The sequence below is a fragment of the Maridesulfovibrio ferrireducens genome (assembly GCF_016342405.1).
Classification (GTDB): Bacteria; Desulfobacterota; Desulfovibrionia; order Desulfovibrionales; family Desulfovibrionaceae; genus Maridesulfovibrio; species Maridesulfovibrio ferrireducens_A.
Window position 1 is genome coordinate 317741 of the sequence record NZ_JAEINN010000003.1, and the last position, 21405, is coordinate 339145.

General features: G+C 41.3%; 14 protein-coding genes. 1 reads left to right on the top strand and 13 read right to left on the bottom strand.

Features of this window, described 5'->3' with window-relative positions:
* Positions 1-119: 119 nt before the first annotated feature.
* From JEY82_RS05320 to JEY82_RS05345, 6 genes are all read right to left on the bottom strand, one after another.
* The gene (locus JEY82_RS05320; RefSeq protein ID WP_304083411.1) at positions 120-1418 is read right to left on the bottom strand and encodes a (Fe-S)-binding protein; all 1299 of its coding nucleotides are present in this window, start codon (positions 1416-1418) and stop codon (positions 120-122) included.
* A complete protein-coding gene (locus JEY82_RS05325; protein ID WP_304083414.1) occupies positions 1419-2804 on the bottom strand; it encodes an FAD-linked oxidase C-terminal domain-containing protein in 1386 nt (461 codons plus the stop codon).
* A 112-nt stretch (positions 2805-2916) separates the two neighbouring features.
* Positions 2917-4629, bottom strand: a complete 1713-nt coding sequence (locus tag JEY82_RS05330) for an L-lactate permease (protein ID WP_304083417.1) — start codon at positions 4627-4629, stop codon at positions 2917-2919.
* 207 nt (positions 4630-4836) lie between these two features.
* Positions 4837-8361, bottom strand: coding sequence for a pyruvate:ferredoxin (flavodoxin) oxidoreductase (gene nifJ / locus JEY82_RS05335; protein ID WP_304083420.1), 3525 nt, complete (start codon positions 8359-8361; stop codon positions 4837-4839).
* Between the two features lie 386 nt (positions 8362-8747).
* Entirely contained in the window at positions 8748-10214 is a 1467-nt protein-coding gene (locus JEY82_RS05340) for a sigma-54 dependent transcriptional regulator (RefSeq protein ID WP_304083422.1), read from the bottom strand.
* On the bottom strand, positions 10207-12855 hold the full coding sequence (locus JEY82_RS05345) for an ATP-binding protein (RefSeq protein ID WP_304083425.1): 2649 nt from the start codon (positions 12853-12855) through the stop codon (positions 10207-10209). Before JEY82_RS05345 ends, JEY82_RS05340 begins: the two co-directional genes overlap by 8 nt.
* Positions 12856-13252: 397 nt before the next feature.
* Between JEY82_RS05345 and JEY82_RS05350 the strand changes: the two genes are divergently transcribed.
* On the top strand, positions 13253-13453 hold the full coding sequence (locus JEY82_RS05350) for a hypothetical protein (RefSeq protein WP_304083427.1): 201 nt from the start codon (positions 13253-13255) through the stop codon (positions 13451-13453).
* 174 nt (positions 13454-13627) lie between these two features.
* On the opposite strand, the gene JEY82_RS05355 is transcribed toward JEY82_RS05350, so the two are convergent.
* From JEY82_RS05355 to JEY82_RS05385, 7 genes are all read right to left on the bottom strand, one after another.
* Positions 13628-14014 carry a DUF3568 family protein gene (locus JEY82_RS05355; protein ID WP_092160769.1) on the bottom strand — a complete coding sequence of 129 codons (387 nt, stop codon included), beginning with the start codon at positions 14012-14014 and terminating at the stop codon, positions 13628-13630.
* Between the two features lie 190 nt (positions 14015-14204).
* Complete coding sequence (locus JEY82_RS05360; RefSeq protein WP_304083431.1) at positions 14205-14600, bottom strand: response regulator; 396 nt, start codon at positions 14598-14600, stop codon at positions 14205-14207.
* 280 nt (positions 14601-14880) lie between these two features.
* The gene (locus JEY82_RS05365; RefSeq protein ID WP_304083434.1) at positions 14881-16587 is read right to left on the bottom strand and encodes an FAD-dependent oxidoreductase; all 1707 of its coding nucleotides are present in this window, start codon (positions 16585-16587) and stop codon (positions 14881-14883) included.
* 161 nt (positions 16588-16748) lie between these two features.
* Positions 16749-17939 carry a PLP-dependent aminotransferase family protein gene (locus JEY82_RS05370; RefSeq protein ID WP_304083437.1) on the bottom strand — a complete coding sequence of 397 codons (1191 nt, stop codon included), beginning with the start codon at positions 17937-17939 and terminating at the stop codon, positions 16749-16751.
* A 288-nt stretch (positions 17940-18227) separates the two neighbouring features.
* A complete protein-coding gene (locus JEY82_RS05375; RefSeq protein ID WP_304083440.1) occupies positions 18228-18803 on the bottom strand; it encodes a hypothetical protein in 576 nt (191 codons plus the stop codon).
* A 204-nt stretch (positions 18804-19007) separates the two neighbouring features.
* Entirely contained in the window at positions 19008-20735 is a 1728-nt protein-coding gene (locus JEY82_RS05380; RefSeq protein WP_304083443.1) for a uracil-xanthine permease family protein, read from the bottom strand.
* Between the two features lie 226 nt (positions 20736-20961).
* Positions 20962-21306: a DVU0772 family protein gene (locus JEY82_RS05385; protein WP_304083446.1), complete on the bottom strand. Its 345-nt coding sequence runs from the start codon at positions 21304-21306 to the stop codon at positions 20962-20964.
* Positions 21307-21405: the final 99 nt, after the last annotated feature.

Sequence of the window (21405 nt, forward strand, 5' to 3'; positions counted from 1 at the left end):
ACCAAACGGGCCGGAAGTAACTTTACTTTCCTACTACCCGCTAAAAAACCAACCGCTTACATAAAAGCGGTTTTTCGTAAAGTAGTCCAGACCGTAATTACGATCTGGACCATTTTACACTATTTTTTTATTGCATCGGCATAAATTTCTAACACATGCCGTACTTCAATTCCACCACCGGACTGCGAAAGCATGTCACCAAGTTGCATCATACATGCAGGACATGAGGTGGCAACAACTTCTGCACCGACGGCTCTTACATTATCAGCTTTACGCTGACCTATACTTTTCGATAAATCGTAATGGAATAGATTGAAACTACCACCGCAACCACAGCAACGGTTGGCTTCATTCATCTCTTTAAACTCATATTTATCACTTTTTTTAAGCAATGCACGGGGCTGCTCAGTAACTCCAAGAGATTTTGCAAGATGACAAGGATCGTGATACGTCACAATCCTGTCACTTTTCTTAGGTTCTGCAGGTAAGGTCACTCCCACAACATCAACTAAAAATTCAGTGATATCCATAGTCTTGTCAGCTAGATCTTTAACTTTTTCTATAAAGACAAGATTCTCATCCTCGATCATCTTAATCCATGTTTCTTTAATAGTTGAAGTACAAGTTGCACATGGAGTAACAAGATAATCAAAGTTGCCTTCTTCAAAAGCTTTTATATTCTGTTTCATGAGCGTGATGAATGATTCCTGATCTCCGGAAGCCAGAGTCGGGATTCCGCAACATGCCTGTCCCTTAGGCAGAAAAACACCCACACCATGATACTTTAGAACATCCATTGCGGCATGTCCTACATGAGGATACATTTTATCAACGACACATCCCGGGAAAAAAGCAACTTTAAGGCCGCTTGTGCCGCGAGGAGTATCAGCGCTGGGATAATCTTTTCTGAACGGACGCTTTGCAAGCGGCATAAAATGACGCTCACCAAGCAACGGATTCAAAAGAGCACAGCTTGCTGTTCCGGCGGCTTCATCAGCGACTTTCTCAAAAGGCCCCTGAAACTTGGCGCTCATGTCAGTCAGAAAGTTAAACAATTTCGGACGAGTCAGAAGTCCCTTAAAAATAAACTTTTTAGCAGAAGACAACCCCTTATAGGTTGTTACAATAACACGAGCCTTAATGAAGATGTCCATGATATTAACACCACTTGGACAGTTCGCAGCGCATGACCCGCAAAGCAGACATCTATTAAGCTTCTCGTTAACCTGATCAGGATCTTTAACTAATTCATGAGCAAGCTTCTCAAGAAGAGCAATCTTACCGCGAGTAACATCAGCTTCCTGCATAGTTTCGGCAAAGACAGGACAAACAGCCTGACACATACCGCACTTCATACAGGCGACCATCTGGTCGTCCAGCTCCATAAGTTGTTGAGCTAATTTTTTGACGTCAGACATTTAGCTAGCCTCAATGATTTTGCCGGGATTAAGAATACCCTTAGGGTCAATGGCTTTCTTCATACGGAGAGAATAATCAAGAGTTGCCTGATTAGTTTCCTTTATCATCCATTTGGATTTGGCCATTCCGATTCCGTGTTCACCGGAGAGTGTTCCTTTAAGAGAAAGCGCCACATCAAAGATCTCATTAACTGCTTCTTCTACGCGATGGAACTCAGCTTCATCTCTTTTATCACAAAGAATTGTCGGATGAAGATTACCGTCACCGGCATGTCCGAAAGTTCCGATAGAAATGTTATACTTCTCAGCAATCTTATTAACTCCGCGAATCATTGCAGGAATCTGACTGCGGGGAACAGTTGCATCTTCAAGAACTGTTGTAGGCCGTGCGCGTGCAAGAGCAGGAAGTGCGTTACGACGAGCAAACCAGAGGCTTTCACGTTCTGCTGCTGTTTCAGCCGCGCGAACAGAGGTAGCACCTATTTTATTACAAATATCAACAATTTTTTGAGCATCATCAGCAACTTCAGCAGGATGACCATCAACTTCGATCAAAAGAATAGCTTGAGCTTCGGTTGGAAGACCCGCTTTAGTGAAAGCTTCAACATATTTAATGGTAACATGATCAAGCAATTCGAGAGTACAGGGAACGATATGATTTGCGATAATAGCAGAAACTGTTTCAGAGGCTTTATCAATATTGTCAAAGACAGCCATCATAGCTTTCGAAGCTTTAGGAGGAGGAACAAGCTTGAAAATAATATTACTGAAAACACCGAGAGTGCCTTCAGAAGCAACCATGAGTCCGCCAAGGTTGTAACCTGTTACACATTTAACTGTGCGTGAACCGGCCTTGATGAGGTCACCGTTAACGTCAAAGAAATCAATTCCCATAACGTAATCTTTAGTAACGCCGTATTTAAGGCCGCGAAGACCGCCAGCATTTTCAGCAACGTTACCACCGAGTGTGGAAACAGCCTGACTGCCTGGATCTGGAGGATAAAAAAGGCCGCGTTTTGCGACTTCTGCTGCAAATTGAGCTGTAACAACACCCGGCTCAACTACTGCATAAAGATCTTCTTCGTTGATTTCTAAAATTTTATTAAGGCCGTTGGTCAAAACTACAATTCCACCGGGATGAGGAATAGTTCCACCGGAAAGATTGGTCCCAGCACCGCGAACAGTTAAAGGAAGACCGTTTTCATTACAAAGCTTTGTAATCGGTCCAAGCTGTGCAGTGGTAGTAGGCTTAATCACAAGAGATGGAACAGCAGGATCAAGAACAGCTGAATCGTAGGAGTATGAATGCAGGTCTGCTTCTGTATGCAGAACACCTTCAGCTCCGACTATTTTTTCAAATTCTTTTGCCAGTTTTGCATTGGACATTATATTTACTCCTGTCTTAAAAATGAACTCATTATGAATATATATTTAACACCCTTCTACACTTTTTTAATATCCCGGCCGGCGATGGCTCCGGCCGGGATATTAAATCAAACTAGAACAGGTGAGGTAAAAACACGAAGGACATGAGACATGCAACGATGCCGACAACAAGACCGTAAAGCAGGAAAGGCCATACAGTACGTCTAAGAATAGCGCCTTCCATGCCGGACAATCCGACAACCGCACAACCGGCAACGATGTTATGGATACAAATCATGTTACCCATTGCTCCACCGACGCCCTGTGCTGCAACGATAATCTGATGAGGCAGATTCAGAGTTGAAGCTACGCCCCACTGGAATTCTGCAAACAGAAGATCGGAAACAGTGTTTGAACCTGTGATGAAAGAACCGAGTCCACCAACAAAGGATGCAAACATAGGCCATGTCTGACCGGCAAGACCGGAAACAGTTTCTGCCAATGCAAGAGGCATGGACAAGTAGTTGTTAGGATTAAGAGCCGCATCAACAATACCGGAACCCTTAAAGATGGAAACGATTGAGACAGCGAAGAACAATGCAATTGTAGGGCTCTTCATCTTAGCGATAGCTTCTTTCCAAGCAAGAGCAGCTTTATCACCGGGAATTCTGTGAATGAAGATAGTAAGGATAGCTACAAGAGCAAAAGGAATAGTACCTGGGAGATATAGATATTTAATAGAAGCATTTACACTTTCAAAACCAAGAATGTTTTTGAAAGGAATAGATACACCGGCAAGCATGCCCTTAAGACCGAGTTCAGGAATACGGGTAACAACAAGGATCAAACCGATAAGAACATACGGAATCCATGCACGGAACTGGCTCATGTGAGCTTTGAATTCTCCGCCGTTTTCAGCAGAAACAGAACCGGTCCATTCAGCATCCCACTCAGACATCGGTCCGAAAGACCATGAAGTGGAAGGCATACAGAAACCGTTTTTAGCTCCGACAATGATAACACCAAGACCGACAAGACCACCGATGAGAGATGGGAATTCTGGTCCTACAAGCCATGCAGTCAAAAGGTAGGGAACTGAGAATGCAGTTGAAGAGAACAAACAGAATTTCCATGCTCCGAAACCTTCACTCCAGCAACGATTCTTACCGAAGTATCTGGTCATAAAACCGAGCATAAAGATAGGCAGGATGTAGATCATAGGAAGATGCATCAAAGTTGCCCACTGACTGACCAACTTATCAAACATTTCCATTGAGCTGAAATTAACACCGGGAGCGCCGGTAGCGACTGCTGTGTCTACAAGTCCGGTGAGGTACTTGAAACCAATGATAACAGGTGTTCCAACAGCTCCGAACGTTACCGGGAAGGAGTTGAAAACCAGACACATAACAACAGCTGCGAGTGGCGGGAAGCCGAGACTTAAAAGGAGCGGTGCGGCGAGAGCTGCCGGAGTACCGAACCCTGCTGCGCCTTCAATAAATGCGGCAAACATGTAACCGATAATCAAAACCTGAATACGCGGGTCACGAGTGATTCCCTGAAAACCATACTGAATGGTTTCCATACCACCACTATATTTCAGCGTATACAGAATGATAATAGCACCGAAAACAATGATCAAAATACCAGTTGCAGTTACAAAACCTTGCAAAGTAAGCGCAGCAACATAAGCAGCTGGAAGATTCCAGACAGCGATTGCGCCAACAGCACAGGATAACCATGCAACCGGCATTGCTTTAGTTGCAGGCCAACGCATACCAACCATTAAAACCAAGGCAAGAGCAATCGGAACGAGTGCTACAAGAGCTAGAATTCCTACAGTCATGTTTCCTCCTTAAGCAGAAAAAATCGAAGTTTGTTACTATGCTTTGATGAAACAGCTTCATCGTACCACATATGCATAATAAAATCTCATTTTTTTAAAGTCTTTTAAATGACTCCCCCCAACCTTCTACGAAACACCTTCAATGACTCAGAAAAAGGGGTGTTTGCAGGCGGACTAAGAGTTGCCCGCCTGCAAACGGTAGGGTTTTTATTTGCTTTCGCTGGAACCAGCGTCAGCCATATATTTTAAAATACCGTAGCGTTCGTTGTAATCTTTCTCAATTTTCGCACGATATTCTTTTGATGCTTCTGGGTTGGTACGTTCCAACAATCCGTAACGGTTTTCACCAGCCATGAATTCCTGCATTGTTCCGTCAGGAGCTTTAGATTCAAGTATAAAAGGATTCTTACCTTCATCAGCAAGAAGCGGATTGTAGCGATATAGAGGCCAGTAACCGCTATCTACAGCCAACTTCATTTCAAGCTGAGTTTTACCCATACCCTTTCTGATTCCCTGGTTGATACAAGGCGCGTACGCGATGATCAAAGAAGGACCAGGGTATGCTTCAGCTTCCTGAACAGCTTTCAGGAACTGCTGTTTGTTAGCTCCCATGGAAACGCAGGCAACATATACATAACCGTAGGTCATCGCGATGCGACCAAGGTCTTTTTTACCTGTGCTTTTACCGGAAGCGGCAAACTTAGCGATGGATCCGAGCGGTGTTGCTTTAGAAGCCTGACCACCGGTGTTTGAGTAAACTTCGGTATCCATTACGAAGATATTGATATCTTCACCGGATGCAAGGACGTGATCCACGCCGCCGAAACCGATGTCATATGCCCAACCGTCACCACCGAAGACCCAGAAGGACTTCTTAGTGAACAATTCTTCCATGTCAGCAATTTCGAATAGAAGATCTGTCTGAGGAGCAGCGAAAAGATTTTGAAGAACCTTTTTACCGAACTCTTCTGAGAGAGCAGCGTTCTTGCGGTTGTCCAACCATCCCTGCATTGCTTCTTCCAGCTCGGCAGGAACTCCTTCGCTGATAGCTTCAGTTACGAGGTCTGCAAGTTTTTCGCGGCGATGCGAAATACCCATTTCGATACCGAAACCGAACTCTGCAGCATCTTCAAACAGTGAGTTGCCCCATGCAGGACCATGACCGTTCTTGTTTGTGCAGTAAGGAGTAGTCGGAGCAGATGCACCCCAGATTGAAGAACAACCTGTTGCGTTTGCAATGATCATACGTTCGCCGAACAGCTGGGTGAGAGCTTTAACGTAGGGAGTCTCACCACAACCGGCGCATGCACCGGAGAATTCCATAAGAGGACGCTGGAACTGACTTCCTTTAACGGAAGATCTGCTGACCAGGTCATCTTTTTCAGGAATAGTCTGAGCAAAAGTAAGGTTAGGAATTTCAGTCGGAGTCTGAGTTGCAAGAGGTTTCATAACCAATGCTGTTTCCTTTGCAGGACAGATATCAACACAGTTACCGCAACCCAGACAATCCTGAGAATAAATCTGCATGCGATACTTAAGGCCGCTGAGTTCTTTACCTTTGGCAGCAATAGTTACAAAACTTTCAGGTGCTCCTTCCAGCTCTTCCTCAGCAGCAAGAACAGGACGGATTGCAGCGTGCGGACAAACAAATGCACACTGGTTACACTGAATACAGTTTTCAGGAAGCCACTGCGGAACATTAACTGCTACGCCGCGTTTTTCAAACTGAGAAGTGGAAAGAGGGAAGAGACCGTCTGGCTCAAAAGCGGAAACAGGCAGGTTATCCCCTTTTTGGCCCAATATAGGACGAACAACATCAGTAATGAAGTCTGGTTCATCTGTGACGGTCTCTTCTGTATCAGTGAGGTCTTTCCAAGAATCAGGATAGGTAACTTCGACAAGGTTTGCGACAGCCTGATCGACTGCGGCATTGTTCATATTAACAATCTTGTCGCCTTTCTTACCGTAAGCTTTTTTGATGGATTCCTTAAGCAAAGCAACAGCCTGCTCAAAAGGAATTACGCTGGAAAGCTTGAAGAATGCAGTCTGCATGATCATATTAATACGACCACCAAGACCTGCAGCCGCAGCGATTTTAACAGCGTCTATTGTGAAGAACTTAAGGTTCTTTTCAGCAATGGTGCGGCGCATGGAAGCTGGAAGTTCTTTTTCCATATCTTCTGCGGACCAAGGTGAGTTGATAAGGAAAGTTCCGCCATCTTTAATGCCTTCAAGAAGGTCATAAAGGTGAACATAGCTTGAGTTATGACAAGCAATGAAGTCCGCGCTTGTTACCAAGTAGGTGGACTGAATCGGTTTGTCACCGAAACGCAAGTGAGACATGGTGATACCGCCGGACTTCTTAGAGTCGTAAGCGAAGTATCCCTGTGCGTACATATCAGTGTTGTCACCGATGATTTTAATAGCCTGCTTATTAGCACCGACAGTTCCGTCAGCTCCGAGTCCCCAGAACTTACACTGTACAGTTCCTTCAGGAGTTGTATCGAGAGAAGCACCCATATCAAGTGATGTGTGAGCTACGTCATCTTCGATTCCAACGTTGAAGTGGTTCTTAGGACCGGTTGCTTTCATGTTGTCGAAAACAGCCTTGACCATGCTAGGAGTGAATTCCTTAGAACCGAGACCGTAACGACCGGCAGTAATAACAGGAGCTTCACCGCGTTCCATGAAAGCAGTACAAATATCCTGATACAAAGGATCACCAAGAGCGCCAGGCTCTTTTGTACGATCAAGAACAGTGATATTTGTGGTAGTAGCAGGAAGAACCTGCATGAAGTATTCAGAAATGAAAGGACGATACATGCGAACTTTAACAAGTCCGATTCTTTCGCCCTGAGCAATCAGGTGGTTGATGACTTCTTCGATTGCTTCACAACCGGAACCCATTGCAACAATAACTCTTTCAGCTTCAGGATGTCCTACATAATCGAAAGGCTTGTAGTAACGACCGGTGAGATCACCGACTCTCTTCATGCACTTAACGACTACTGAAGGAACCTGCTCGTAGTAAGGATTACAAGCTTCACGTGTCTGGTAATAAATATCCGGGTTCTGAGCTGTTCCGCGAATAGACGGATTCTCAGGACTCATACCTCTGGCGCGGAAATTCGCAACAGCTTCCCAGTCCATGAGTGCTGCCATATCTTCATAATCAATGACTTCAACCTTCTGGATTTCATGAGAAGTACGGAATCCGTCAAAGAAATGCATGAAAGGTACACTGGACTCAATTGAAGCAAGATGAGAAATAAGTGCAATGTCCATACATTCCTGTACAGAACTTGATGCCAACATTGCAAAACCTGTCTGACGACAAGCCATTACGTCTTGATGATCCCCGAAAATAGAAAGGGCCTGCGCTGCAAGAGCACGGGCAGAAACATGAAAAACACCGGGGAGAAGCTCACCGGAAATCTTGTACATGTTAGGAATCATCAGCAGGAGACCCTGCGACGCTGTGTAAGTTGATGTAAGAGCCCCTGCAGCAAGAGCGCCATGAACAGCTCCGGCGGCACCTGCTTCAGACTGAAGCTGCTTTACATTTAAAACCTGACCGAAAATGTTTTTGCGGCCCTGTGCTGCCCATTCTTCAGCAACTTCACCCATGGTGGATGATGGGGTAATGGGATAGATGGCTGCGGTATCACTCATAGCATATGCTACGTGTGCAGTTGCAGTGTTTCCATCCATTGTCTTCATAATTTTAGCCATTAATTTCGCTCCTTAGAGATTTGATGAAACAACCTCATCGAGTTTAGACTTTGTTTTGAGCCTGAATGCAGGCATAAGATTGAATACTCAACTAACCCCTACTCAAATTTTATGCCAAATATGAAATATTCAACAAAAGTCAATATAAACAGATAGTTAAAATACAAATTAGCTTATACCGAGAATAGCCACCCGTTCTCAGTCCTAAAAACAAGACAAGAAAATGATTAATAACGAAAAAAAACATTTATAAACTGCCATATAATCACATCTATCTACCTAATAAATCTGTAACCACCTATAAAGAAACAAAAAAAGCCCTGTCTTAAAAACCAGACAGGGCTTGTCCTAAAAAACGGACCAATGCTCACATTATATTTTATTAACTAATAACTAATCTCATATTTTTTAAGCAAAGCATAAAAATGCGAACGAGAAAGACCAGAAACACCCAATATAACAGACGTTTCTCCACTATATCTAGTTAATAGTTCTTCAAGATACCTTTTCTCCGCAAGTCCCTTAAAAACTTTTAAAGATGGCAATTCACTCAAAAAAAGATCTGAAACCGTCGCTGAAACAGCAGAATCAATTGACTTGTCCACTTTTTCAGACTCTTCCATTGTTTCGTAATCCAGTCGTCCTTGATCACTAGTTACAACGGATTCAATTTTTTTCAGATTAGATTTTGCCATTTTAATTCGTAAATTATCTGATAAATGCATGGCATAAATAGTATTCCCACTACCACATGCAATAAAAGCCTGCTCTACCACATTGAACAATTGGCGGACGTTACCGGGCCAATCATAATTTTCTAAAACATCATAAAAATCAGAATTGGCAACTTTGGGAGGGACTCCATACTGAGTGCGGAGCCTTCTCAAATGAAAATCAGTAAGTTCCAGTATGTCACCGCTTCTATCCCTTAACGGCGGCAAAGTGATATGAATAGTCTGGATGCGGTATAAAAGATCCTGACGAAATTCGCCCTTGGCAACCATCGCCTCAAGATCTCTATTGGTAGCAGCTATCAACCTGAAATCACTTTTAAATTCTCTATTTTCTCCGACTGGACGATACGTTCTTTCCTGCAAAACCCTCAAAAAAGATTTCTGCACGGAAAGAGACATCTCCCCTACTTCGTCAAGAACCAGAGTGCCTTTATCTGCTAAAGGAACTAGCCCTTTACGGTCTGCCTGCGCTCCTGTGAACGATCCCCGCTTATGTCCAAACAAAGTGCTTTCAACAAGATTTTCGGTAAGCGAAGCACAATCCACAACAATAAAATTATTTTGTGCGCGTCTGGAGTTATCATGAATTGTACGGGCGAAAAGCTCTTTACCTGTACCGGTTTCACCCGTTACCAGCACGTTTGCATCAGAGCCTGCCGCATGGGCTACAAGGTCATAACAACTTTTTATTTCGGGACTTTTACCGACAATATTGTCTAAATTAAGGGCGACCCGTTGAGCTTTATTTTTCTTCTCGTTGTGAAAAGCCAAAGCCCTGCTCATGGAAAGAGATATCTGCTTAATTGATGAGGGTTTAACAAGGAAATCCCATGCCCCGCCCTGTATAGCGAGTTCCGCACCGTCATCATCACCCTTTCCGGTAAGAATAATAACTTCCGGAGAACCTGATGAGCCCTTTATGCGCGGCAGAAAATCCAGCCCGTTTCCATCCGGTAAAGAAATATCTAAAAAAACGAGATCAAAGGCAACTCTCTCAACTTTATCCATACCGCTGGACAAAGTATGAGCATAATTTCCTTCGTGACCCGATCGGACAATAAGACTTTCAATTGTTTCGCAAACCTGCACATCGTCATCTATTATAAGAATTCTACCCATCATTTTTCTCCGTGGACAATAGAACTTCTCTAATAGCATCCGCAATTATGTTCTTACTGTATGGTTTCATTAGAACTTTCCTGACATTTTTTACTTCAGACGCGAAGTTTAAGAAGTTCCTTCTCCCTGAGACAATGAGAACCGGAACAAACGGTGCAACATTCTGAATATCTTTGGCAAGCTCCAAACCGTTAGTTTCCGGCATATCATAATCAGTTATGACCAAATCAAATTTATGAGGATCAGCACTGATTAGTTTGAACGCCTCAGCAGGTGAAGATAGAGCTTTAACGGTATATCCGAGACTTTCCAATATCCTAGGTGTCGTTTCGAGCTGATCTTCATCATCTTCAACAAAAAGTATACTTTCCTGCCCTAAGTGCAAAGGGCCATAACTTTTATTATCCAAATTTCTAATTTGACTTGTAACAGGCAGATATATTTCGAAACTTGTTTTAACATTAGGAGAACTGTGTACACTTGTACCGCCACCATGTCCCTTTATTAACCCGTGAACAACTGCGAGTCCAAGCCCGGTTCCCTCAGCTTTACCTTTGGTCGTAAAAAATGGATCAAAAATCTTATCCAGTATTTCCACAGGAATTCCCGGACCATTATCTGAAATTGCGAGTTTAAGATATTTACCTGATTTAACTCGCATAAACTGTCCCTGTTCATCATCAACATCTACAGTTTTAAGAGAAACCTCAATTTGCCCCCCACTATCCCTGATAGACTGAAAGGAATTGGTACACAGATTCATTATTACCTGATGAATCTGAGTAGGATCAGCCATGATTAACGGGACATCCTCAGAAACATTCGCGGTGACACGAATATTTCTTGGCAGGGAAGCTTTAATAAAATCGACAGTTTCGCGAACTACATCGCTAATATCTGTAGGTTTAAAGCCTTCCTGTGAAGGACGGCTGAACGTCAAAATCTGCTTAACAACACGGCTTCCGCGCTGAGCGGCTTTTACAGCTCGATCTAAATCTTTCCAAGTGATGGTGCCTTCTTTCACGTCATTCATCGCAAGTTCAACCGAATTTATGATGGAGGTAAGGATGTTATTGAAATCATGAGCAATACCACCGGCAAGAGTCCCGATTGCTTCCATCTTTTGCGATTGAAGAAGTTGCTTTTCAAGATTAACTCTGCGCGTAACATCCTGAGCCGTTGAAAGAGTTCCTACAACATCCCCTTTTTCATTATAAAGTGGAACCTTATTAATATCCAACCAAACAGCATCACCACCTTCACGCATCATTGCCCAGCTGATGCGTAAACGCTGTTTCCCTGTTTCAATAACTTGCTTATCCCATTTCGCGGCTTCCTCTGCAAACTCTTTGTCAGGCTTGAGTACGGAATCATCCAAACCGATGATTGCCGAGGGAGAACCCATTTCAAAGAAATCAGTAAAGGAGCTGTTTGCCCCGAGATACCGCTGACTTTTATCTTTCCAGCAAATTTGTAGAGGTATGGTATCCATAAGAATTTCCTGAAAAGACAACTGTGCCTTAATTCTTTTTTCAACCCTTCTGCGCTGTAAAATAGAAATAACCAGAAAAATTAAAATAATACTGAGCACAAACAAGGAAACTATAATTGTCCAGAACACCTGTTTGTTCAGCTTATAGAAATAGTCTGGCCCATTAATAATAATGCTGTCTTCGGGCAAAAGTTTTTGATCTATATTGAACTTTTTCAGGACATTATAATCGAACATATAATATTCATTCGTACCCAAAACAACTTTCTGTCCAGGCATCTGACCTGTCTGCAAGACCTCGACAGCCATTTTAGCGGCCTGCCGTCCTTGATCCTGCCCCGAAAGAAGTTTCCCCCCCACTATGCCATGTCCAAGAAGAAACTCCCATACGCTGAAAACCATAACCGGAGAGTTATCTGATATAATTTGAAGGACTTCTTCCGCTGTGTATAATTCACCGTGAGCTCCTTTATAAAAAGGAGTAAAAAGAAGAATCTCATTGCGATCCATGCCACGAGACCTTTTGAGCAGTTCAGCCAAGGTGAGATCATTCCAATATTCAAAGGTTAACCGGCCGGCGAACAGCGGTGCAGCTGTTTCTATCTGATGAACTATTGCCCGTGATGTTACGGAATTATCTCCGACAACTGTAACTTTCTTAATGTCATGATTAAACGTCAGAGCAAGGTTTACATTGGCTTCAATATCCGGATTTTCGAGAACTCCGCCATAGTTATTCTTTCCTTTGATAAGATCGGGTTTAAAATCATTAATACCGCAAAAAAGAACCGGAACATCAGAAAAAAAAGTATCCTGATATTTAAGCATAAAATTCAACGCCGCATTATCCGAAACAATAATCGCCGACAAATTGTAACCTTTATACTTGAAAGCATAATAAGAATGCAGAATTTCCATAAATTCTTCACCCTTAAACCGCTTTGTATCCATATATTCAATATGCAGATCAATATTCAGATTGCTATCATTTAAAACTTCTCTGACACCATCCAGAATATCATCTGACCATGCGTAGCCATTCTGATAAGAATTGAGAAAAAGAACATTTCTTTTCTCACTTTCCGCTATGGATAACGTCGCTGAAAAAATCAGTATAAATAGTGCAAATGCAGTGACTAAATATCTCACTTGTATTGCTCTCCGGTTTATTTAAATATTAGAAGCAGCTGAAAATTAATTTCAACTTTTACTACCATACAAAAACTATACCGCAATAGCCATCCTAATACCTTAGAGTACCCCAACAGCTTAAAAAAATCCGAAAAACAAATAACAAGTCCTATGCAGCCATTAGTAAAGATAATGCTAAAAATGACAATTAAAACTCGTTGTAATTACTAATCTTTATTATCTGTTTTTAAATTTATCACATTATTTTAGCACATTAACTAAATTATTATATTGCTAAGTATTACAGATAGATTTTGCTTTCATGCTATTTTATTTTAAATAGGCATTGTCTTGCAACCTCAGAAGAGTTATATTCTAAATATAAAGATATAACCATTCAGCAAAGGGAGGACTTATGAAAAAAACAACACTAATCCCAACTCCACAGAAAAAGATTAGCACCAAGGTTGACCCAAAGGTCAAAACAATTCAGAAAAAATGTGAAATATTCGTACTCACAAATGAAAACTGGAATGTTCATCAGGATGACAGGGCAAATATTATGAATGCTGATTTTCATCAGATGGAATCTGCAAGGAACACTAAATCAGCATGAAAAAAAATCGACAACAAAAAAACATTAAGCTATTAGAGCTGATAAAAAGTCCCCCCTTTTGAATTTGCTGATCAAGAAGGGGGATTTCTTTTGCCAATATTATTCGATCTACATAAAAAAAAGCACACTTGATGTACTCAAGTGTGCTTTAATTATTACAAAAAATAAATAAACCTACAAATTACTCTTAATCCTTGAAAGAATTCTTGATGAAGCCTGCTCATCACCTAACATACCATACCTGACTGAAACTTCAGTAACTCTGGAAGAAATGCTCTTCATGTCAATGTATATTGTAGTGTCAACATCAATAGCTTTAATAGATGCGTCACTTATCCTCTTTTCATTACTCTCAATTTTTAAACCGAGTCCCTGACAAGCTTTCAATGTCGCCTGATAAGTAGAGCTTAAATTGGCATTATATTGGCGTTTTGCCTGACCTGCTACATAGGCGTAAGTTCCACCTGCTGCTGCTCCGCCGAGTAAAACCGCGCCGCAACCTGAAAGAGACAAGGCCATCAAGGTACACAGAAAAAATGTGGTGATCTTCTTTGCAATCATTATTAATCTCCTAATTTTGAATTCATATTTTTTATTACAATCAACTTAAGAACAAATATGTATTACGACATTGTTCCAGTCATCCGCAGATAGACAATGTGCCGAAGGCTTAACAAAAACAACTATAATCAACACAAAAAAAATACGATCAAAAATACCGACCGCACTTATATATTAAATACATTTTAAATTATAAAATATTATTTTCGCGTAGTTCATTTAAAACTCTAACCTTGCTGAAAGGCTTCACTATATAACAGCTTGCGTAACCCTTAAAAAAGGCCTGACTCACATTTTTAGTATCGTTAAGACAAGTAATCATAACAAGTTTGAATTCATCAGGCCCTTCAATCCCCAGTTGGACCTCAAAATCGCGAAGTTTTTTTGTCGCAGCGTGTCCATCCATTTCCGGCATCAGGATATCCATAAAAACCGTATCAAACGGATCATTATCCTCAACAGCTTTCTTAAAGATATCCAGAGCTTCTGTTCCGTTAAACACAGCTTCACAACGAGCATATGGTGACAAAAGTTGCGTCAGATACATATGGACGGTTTCATCGTCATCAATAATAAGAAACCTCATAACCCCTCGCTTCAACCGTTCCCGTTTTTGAATTAATTTATAAAAAATACCAAAAATCACTTAAATTTTTCTTATATTATAGCAAATAGATTTGTATAGCAATAATGAATCCTAAACAAACAACTGTACAATACTTTTCAAGGCACTCATTAATTGAGCGATTTTAATTTTTAATATAAAAAAGGTTCAAGACAGAAGCGTCAAATAGTGACACTTAAGCCTTGAACCTGATTAATAACGAATTAATTTTTTTTTGATAGAATTTAATTCAAGAAGACAACTAGATATCGACACCCCAAGCTTTAATTACAGCCATGCCGCCCTGAGTATTCAGAACTTCATCAAAACCCAGCCCATGAAGCATAACTTGAGCTTCGTATGAGCGACCACCCGTATTACAGACAAGAACAATCTTCTTATCTTTTGGAAGTTCTTTGAAGCGGGCAGGAATTTCACCCTGAGGGATATTGTGCCAATACTCGGGATACTTCTCGAGAAACGGTTCCGCGTCTGCGTGTTCGCGAACATCAAGGAAACAGTAATCACTGCATTCTCGTTCAGCCCAGTACTTAGCAAAAACATCAGGGCCATGTCCGTAATTCATGCCGGCAAGAGCGTTATCCGCCATATTTGCGATGGCGTTAAGCACGTCCATTGCTGAAGCGAAAGGCGGAGAATAAGCTACTTCAAGATTGCTTACATCTTCGATGGTAGGCTTAAATTTCATCATACCGGCCACAGCATTGATACGTCCGACCATTGCATCTCCGCTGGAGGCATAACCTTGCAATCCAAGTACCCGGCGAGTGGATTTATCAACTGTCATTTCCAGAATCATCATATCCTTAACAGGATAAAAATGAGCTCTGTCAGCCATGATCAGCATTACACTGACAGCATCAAAGCCAGCCTGTTTAGCAGAAGCAAGACTTAAACCGGTACCCGCGATAGATTTTTCGAAAAGTTTAACAACAAACGATCCGGCAGCGGCAGGAAAAGCTTCATTGCGTCCCGCAAGATTACCACCGATAACACGTCCCTGTCTGTTAGCCATGGACCCCATGGGCAGATAGAAAGGAGAATCATCAACAGCATTTTTAATTATAACACAGTCACCGCCTGAAAAAATATCAGGATCGGAAGTGCGCATAGTTTCATCAACAAGAATTCCACCGCGCTCGCTGCAATCAAGTCCACACTCGCGTGCAAGTTTGTCATTAGGAAGAACGCCGGCTGAAATAATTACTATATCAGCTTCTATCGTACCGTCAGAAGTTACAACCCGCTCAACTTTGCCGTCACCCTCAATACGGGTTACTGTCTGTCCGAGTTTAAATTCAACGCCCTGCTCCTGCATATGATTCTGACCCATCTTAGCAAGCACAGGACTGACCATGCGGGGTAGAATTTGATCGAAAATTTCAACAACGGTTGTTTCAATTCCCCACATATCAGAAAAAGCATCCGCCATCTCAAGGCCGATAAATCCAGCACCGACAACAACGGCTTTACCGAACTTGCCCTGAGTGATGCCTTGTTTAATCATTTCGGCATCGTGCATATTACCGACGTAATATACATTTTCCAGATTTTCACCCGGAAGATTTAATTTACGGGGAGTAGCTCCGGTACCGATTACTAATTGATCATAATCAAGCACACTCTTATCGCCCGTTTTCAAGTTCGTGATATGAACCTGCTTTTTATCGCGATCAATTTTGGTGGCTTCCGTGCTGGAAAGAACATCAACACCTTTGATATCTCTGAAAAATGGTTCATCCCTCACCATATGAAAGGCAGTGGCACGGAGAGCACTTGCTTCCGAAACATCACCTGAGACAAAGTAAGGAATTCCGCAACCGCCGTAAGAAAAAACATCATCTCTATCGATGAGTGTTACTTTGGCATCCTGTCTGAGTCGTTTAAAACGGCAAGCCGCTTTAGGCCCAAGGGCTACAGCACCTATGACAACTACATGTTCTGACATGATCGTACCTCTGATTTGCAATTAACTTCTAAAAAGAATTAGAAGAATGGTATTACTTTCAAAATAAGGGGGTAATCACTTTATTTCTTGCTTGAAAAAAGAGGTACAGACTATAAAACCTGTACCTCATTAATAACTACCCCAATAAACTAAGCATCATATTAGGCTCTGGCAATAAAATCCTTTAAACCTGCGCCTAAACGTTTAATTCCTTCAACTATTCGTTCTTCATCTGAATTTGAAAAATTAAGACGTAGAGTATTTTCACCGCTGTCATCAACATAGAAAGGACGACCGGGAACAAAAGCAACTTTATTTTTTATGGCCTCATCAAAAAAGTCCATAGCAGACAGAGATTCCGGTAGAGTCGCCCACAAAAACATTCCGCCTTCAGGCTCGGTTATTTTAACCTCGGCAGGAAAGTATTTTTTGATACTATCAACCATAACATCTCTCTGTTTACCATAACGTTCTTTGATCTTTTCTATATGATCATCCAAAACATTATCAGTAAGATAGCGATGCATTACACGCTGAGCAAAGGTGCTGGTGTGCAAGTCCGAAGCCTGCTTGGCAATAATCAGTTTATCACGCATTTCGCCGCCGCAAACCATCCAGCCGAGCCTGAATCCGGGGGCCGCGACCTTAGAGAAAGATCCAAGTAAAACTCCACCTTCGTCAAGGTACCCTCTAACAACAGGAGGATGAGATTCTCCCCTGAATCGGAGTTCACCGTATGGATCATCTTCAATAAACAGAGTATCGCGTCCTTTCATAAGCTTAGCGACGCCTGCTCTTTTCTCGGCGCTATAGGTCAATCCCGAAGGATTCTGGAAATTTGTTACAGCATAAAACATTTTAACCTTATCTTGATCTAAAGCAGCTTCCAGTTCCGCAAGATCAGGGCCGTCCTCTTCAAGGCTGACAGTAATAAAATCTGCCTGAAACATTGAAAAAGACTGAATTGCTCCAAGATAACCGGGACGCTCAATAATGACCTTGTCTCCGGCATTAAGAAGAACTTTACCAAGCAAATCTAGACACTGCTGTGAACCGGAAGTAATGAGAATTTCATCAGGGCTGACATCAATTCCCTTCTTTTCTTTATAGCGAGCAGCGATATATTCACGCAGCGGAAGATAACCTTCAGTCGTTGAGTACTGTAGAGACTGTGGTCCTGAATCTTGAAAAACACCAACTGCGGCAGCTTCAAGATCAGCAACAGGAAATAATTCCGGATTAGGTAAACCGCCAGCAAAAGAAATAATAGATGTATCTTCAGTGACTTTGAGTATTTCACGAATGAAAGATCTGTGGACAGTAGACATCCGATCGGCAAACTTAACAGGCATCCGAGCCTCCTTGAAAACCATAACGCCACAATCTAAAGCATGTATTCCAGAAATCCAGTTCATGCCTTTCAGAAACTGTTCCCGAAAGAATTGTCAGCAAGTTGGTGCATTTAAAGGGACATTTCGATTTAACAATCAAAAGAAAGAACATCCTACTTATTTTTTTAGGGAACACAAGCAACAAAATGCACCTATATATAGAATACAGGTGCATTTTTCTTATTAACCCATGATAATAAATAGTTACAAGCTTCAAATACGACTTATAATCAGCTTATTAAAAAAAAATCAGCCCTGATACGGAAGTGATGAGTGATGTAAAACAATCTTTAAGACCCCGGATTCATCCCTTACATATCCAAAAGTATACTCAACCTTTGCGCTATTCCCTTTTGTGTCAGTAAAAATATATTCCCCCATGGCAATAGCCATATCACCGTGCATATACATTTCATCATTATGAAATTTAATATCAACCCAAGGTGCCAAGGCAAATCCCTTATCTTCCAGATATTCTGAATTATCACCTACAAAATAGGAAAGAGCACTTTCCTTTGAATTACGAAATGGATTTTTTTTGGCCTTAGTCGGCTTAAATAGCACCACTCCATCTTCATAATTATACGCATAAAGTTGATTAATCAGATTTTGCGCAGCTTTTTTATAATCTCCGCCATCAGAGTGAACCGCTCCGACATTTATCAGCATATCCGCCCATTGCTTTTGCGCATTTTCAACTTCCGCAACTGAGATCGAATCTTGAATCGTTACTTCATTTTTTGAACAACCTGCTACAAATAAAAAACAAAACATAACAGCGATTAAAACTAATCTGCTACAATACCAGCTTTTATCACGAGGCATAATACTTCTCCTTTAAATAGAGGGAAATTTCAGCGATATAACAACCGACTCAAGGGTTATAACCCAAATACAACACATACGGCTACCCATAATAAAAAAAGACACTCTCTTACATAAAAAAAAGGGAGAGCGGTATATCCGCTCTCCCTTTTTAAGGGTTTATATATATCAACAAGTACCCACTTTTGTGCTTGTAAAAACAAACTACTTTATTGGTATGTCAAAACATATATATGTATAATTACCCATATTTTGATGAGTTATATTATTTACGACTTTGCTGAGCAGTATAAGGCCAAGACTTTTAAGTTCTTCTTCATTCATCTTATAAATGTTGCAAGTAGCTTTTTGCGGTTGTCCTAGATTAACATCTAGTCGAGTTCCAAAAGAGATTTCTACGCTTATTTTCGTATTTAAGTTACGGACTCTATATCTGATCAGACCTTGATTTTCTAGCTGTTCCAGCTCTGAAAGAGCATAGACAAATATTTCTTCACAGGCAATTTCAAGGTAATTTGAACGCTTAATACTCATTCCGACACGCGCAGAAAATGATGTAATTTTATTACGCATGGTCACAACTTCTTCAAAGGATGGTTTTACAAAAAAAACGATAAAATGTTTTACACTAAAGAGTGTAAGTATTGTTAATCCAATTGCAGTCAACCCACCTACAGCAAAACCATTTGTAGTCAGAGGACGTAAAAATATCGGAAAAGCCTCAGGATAAAACAAATCATTTTCGGCTATGAGACCAAAGCAGAGTGACAGTCCGGCTATTACACCATTTCGGTAATCAAGATCTGTAGCAAGTATGCGTATACCTGTTGAAAAAAGATGAGCCACCAATACAACACCTACCGGCCCCATAACTTCGCCGGGAATTGAATTAAAAAGGTATGCGGTTTTAGGCGATAGAATTAAGGTTATAAGCATCAGTGCTGATACTGTTGCAACTTTTCTGCTGGCAATTCCGGTAATTTCCATAAGCGGTATATTAGAAGAATGTGATGAGGATGGCATGCCGCCAAGAATAGAAGTTAAAGTTATACCTAAGCTATGTGAATATAGACCACCTTGAATGGCATTAAAATTAGTTCTTCTCTGTCTTTGATCAATCACTCTTTGGAGTGCCATAGCATCCCCCACATACTTGATACTTGCAACCTGCACTGAAACTATAAAAGTAAAGTATGTAGCCCAATGTCCTAGATTGGAAATATCAAAACTGAATTTAGGCCAATGCATAGGAGGAAAACCAATCCAAGGGACAGCCTGAACCTGTGAAAAATCAATACCGTCTATTAAAACTTCAACAAGAATGCCTGCCGAAAGGCCCATAAACAGTCCCCAAGGCCTTAGTTTGTCTTTGCCGAACCACTCAACAAAAATCATTATTACTATGATCATCACACCTACCATAATACTCAAAAGGCCAGTCTCTCCTTCTGCCATGCCTGAACCTATCCATATCATCACTGAATCTTTCAACAACCCGGCCATAGCGAGCATGATTATTACACCACCGACAGTAGGAGTAAGGATATGACGCATGAATCTTATCCCATAACTGAACAGAATCTGAAACGGAACAGACATAAGAGCCAATGACGAAAAAAGTGATAACCCACCCAAGCCTATAGCAGCGCCGGAGCATGACATGAACACACCGGATGTCCCCATGAACATGGGCATTCCAAGTCCGAAATATTTGAATTTATAAGGCTGAAGAAGTGTCGAAATTCCAGCCCCGATTGTTGTCATGAATATGAGATAGTGTGTTTCACCAGAATCTAGCCCATAAAGCTGGGCTACCATCGCAGGCGCGATTATAATTCCAACAAAAAGAACAATCACATGCTGAAAACTTAATACGGCTGTAATTAGGTGGTAATAAGGCTTATTAATTAGGGGATCAACAGTGTCTGACATAAATTACTTTATTGTTAATGATTTTTATTTTTATAATATGACAGTGTTGAAAACTAAGCAGTCTGAAAAGTCAAGCATTTATGATAATTAGACAGGCTTATTATAACCACAGGCAATCCCCGGAAGAAAAAACTTTAGCATTATAAAAATAGTAATATTACAAAAGGAAAGGGAGAGCGGCAGAACCGCCCTCCCTTTCAAAGGCTGAGTAATAAGGAGATGGGAGCTAATTATCCATTTGAGTTTCAATCCATTCTCTGACTTCTTCATTTACGGGATAATTTCCCTTTAGTCCGCCCACTGACTTTCTGAATCGTTCTGCGATATCCTTAGGCAGATCAATACTAAGCAACTCGCGTGCTTCTTCCGAATTTCTGCGGACAAAAAGCACTCTCGGCTTGTCATCCCACATATAAACTGTGAAATAATTTGTGTAATCGTTCTTTGAAGTTACCGGAGGAAACTTGCTATCCCATGGGTGGTTACCCCACTCCAAATATAACATCACGGCATCTTCCGGAGTCATGTCCCAATCAATGTCCCAATTTCTGTATTCTCTTAGGCTTCCCATAACCGTCTCCTTATTAAACTGTTAGCTCTTTTTCCATCAACCTTGATTAAATAGTAACAATTACTATTAGTAAGTCAAGAATAAAAAGAACTTTAGTTT

Bases quoted from the DNA above. Each gene is read 5' to 3' on its own strand.
- JEY82_RS05320 (WP_304083411.1), bottom strand. From the start codon at position 1,418: ATGTCTGACGTCAAAAAATTAGCTCAACAACTTATGGAGCTGGACGAC.
- JEY82_RS05325 (WP_304083414.1), bottom strand. From the start codon at position 2,804: ATGTCCAATGCAAAACTGGCAAAAGAATTTGAAAAAATAGTCGGAGCT.
- JEY82_RS05330 (WP_304083417.1), bottom strand. From the start codon at position 4,629: ATGACTGTAGGAATTCTAGCTCTTGTAGCACTCGTTCCGATTGCTCTT.
- nifJ (WP_304083420.1), bottom strand. From the start codon at position 8,361: ATGGCTAAAATTATGAAGACAATGGATGGAAACACTGCAACTGCACAC.
- JEY82_RS05340 (WP_304083422.1), bottom strand. From the start codon at position 10,214: ATGGGTAGAATTCTTATAATAGATGACGATGTGCAGGTTTGCGAAACA.
- JEY82_RS05350 (WP_304083427.1), top strand. From the start codon at position 13,253: ATGAAAAAAACAACACTAATCCCAACTCCACAGAAAAAGATTAGCACC.
- JEY82_RS05355 (WP_092160769.1), bottom strand. From the start codon at position 14,014: ATGATTGCAAAGAAGATCACCACATTTTTTCTGTGTACCTTGATGGCC.
- JEY82_RS05360 (WP_304083431.1), bottom strand. From the start codon at position 14,600: ATGAGGTTTCTTATTATTGATGACGATGAAACCGTCCATATGTATCTG.
- JEY82_RS05365 (WP_304083434.1), bottom strand. From the start codon at position 16,587: ATGTCAGAACATGTAGTTGTCATAGGTGCTGTAGCCCTTGGGCCTAAA.
- JEY82_RS05370 (WP_304083437.1), bottom strand. From the start codon at position 17,939: ATGCCTGTTAAGTTTGCCGATCGGATGTCTACTGTCCACAGATCTTTC.
- JEY82_RS05375 (WP_304083440.1), bottom strand. From the start codon at position 18,803: ATGCCTCGTGATAAAAGCTGGTATTGTAGCAGATTAGTTTTAATCGCT.
- JEY82_RS05380 (WP_304083443.1), bottom strand. From the start codon at position 20,735: ATGTCAGACACTGTTGATCCCCTAATTAATAAGCCTTATTACCACCTA.
- JEY82_RS05385 (WP_304083446.1), bottom strand. From the start codon at position 21,306: ATGGGAAGCCTAAGAGAATACAGAAATTGGGACATTGATTGGGACATG.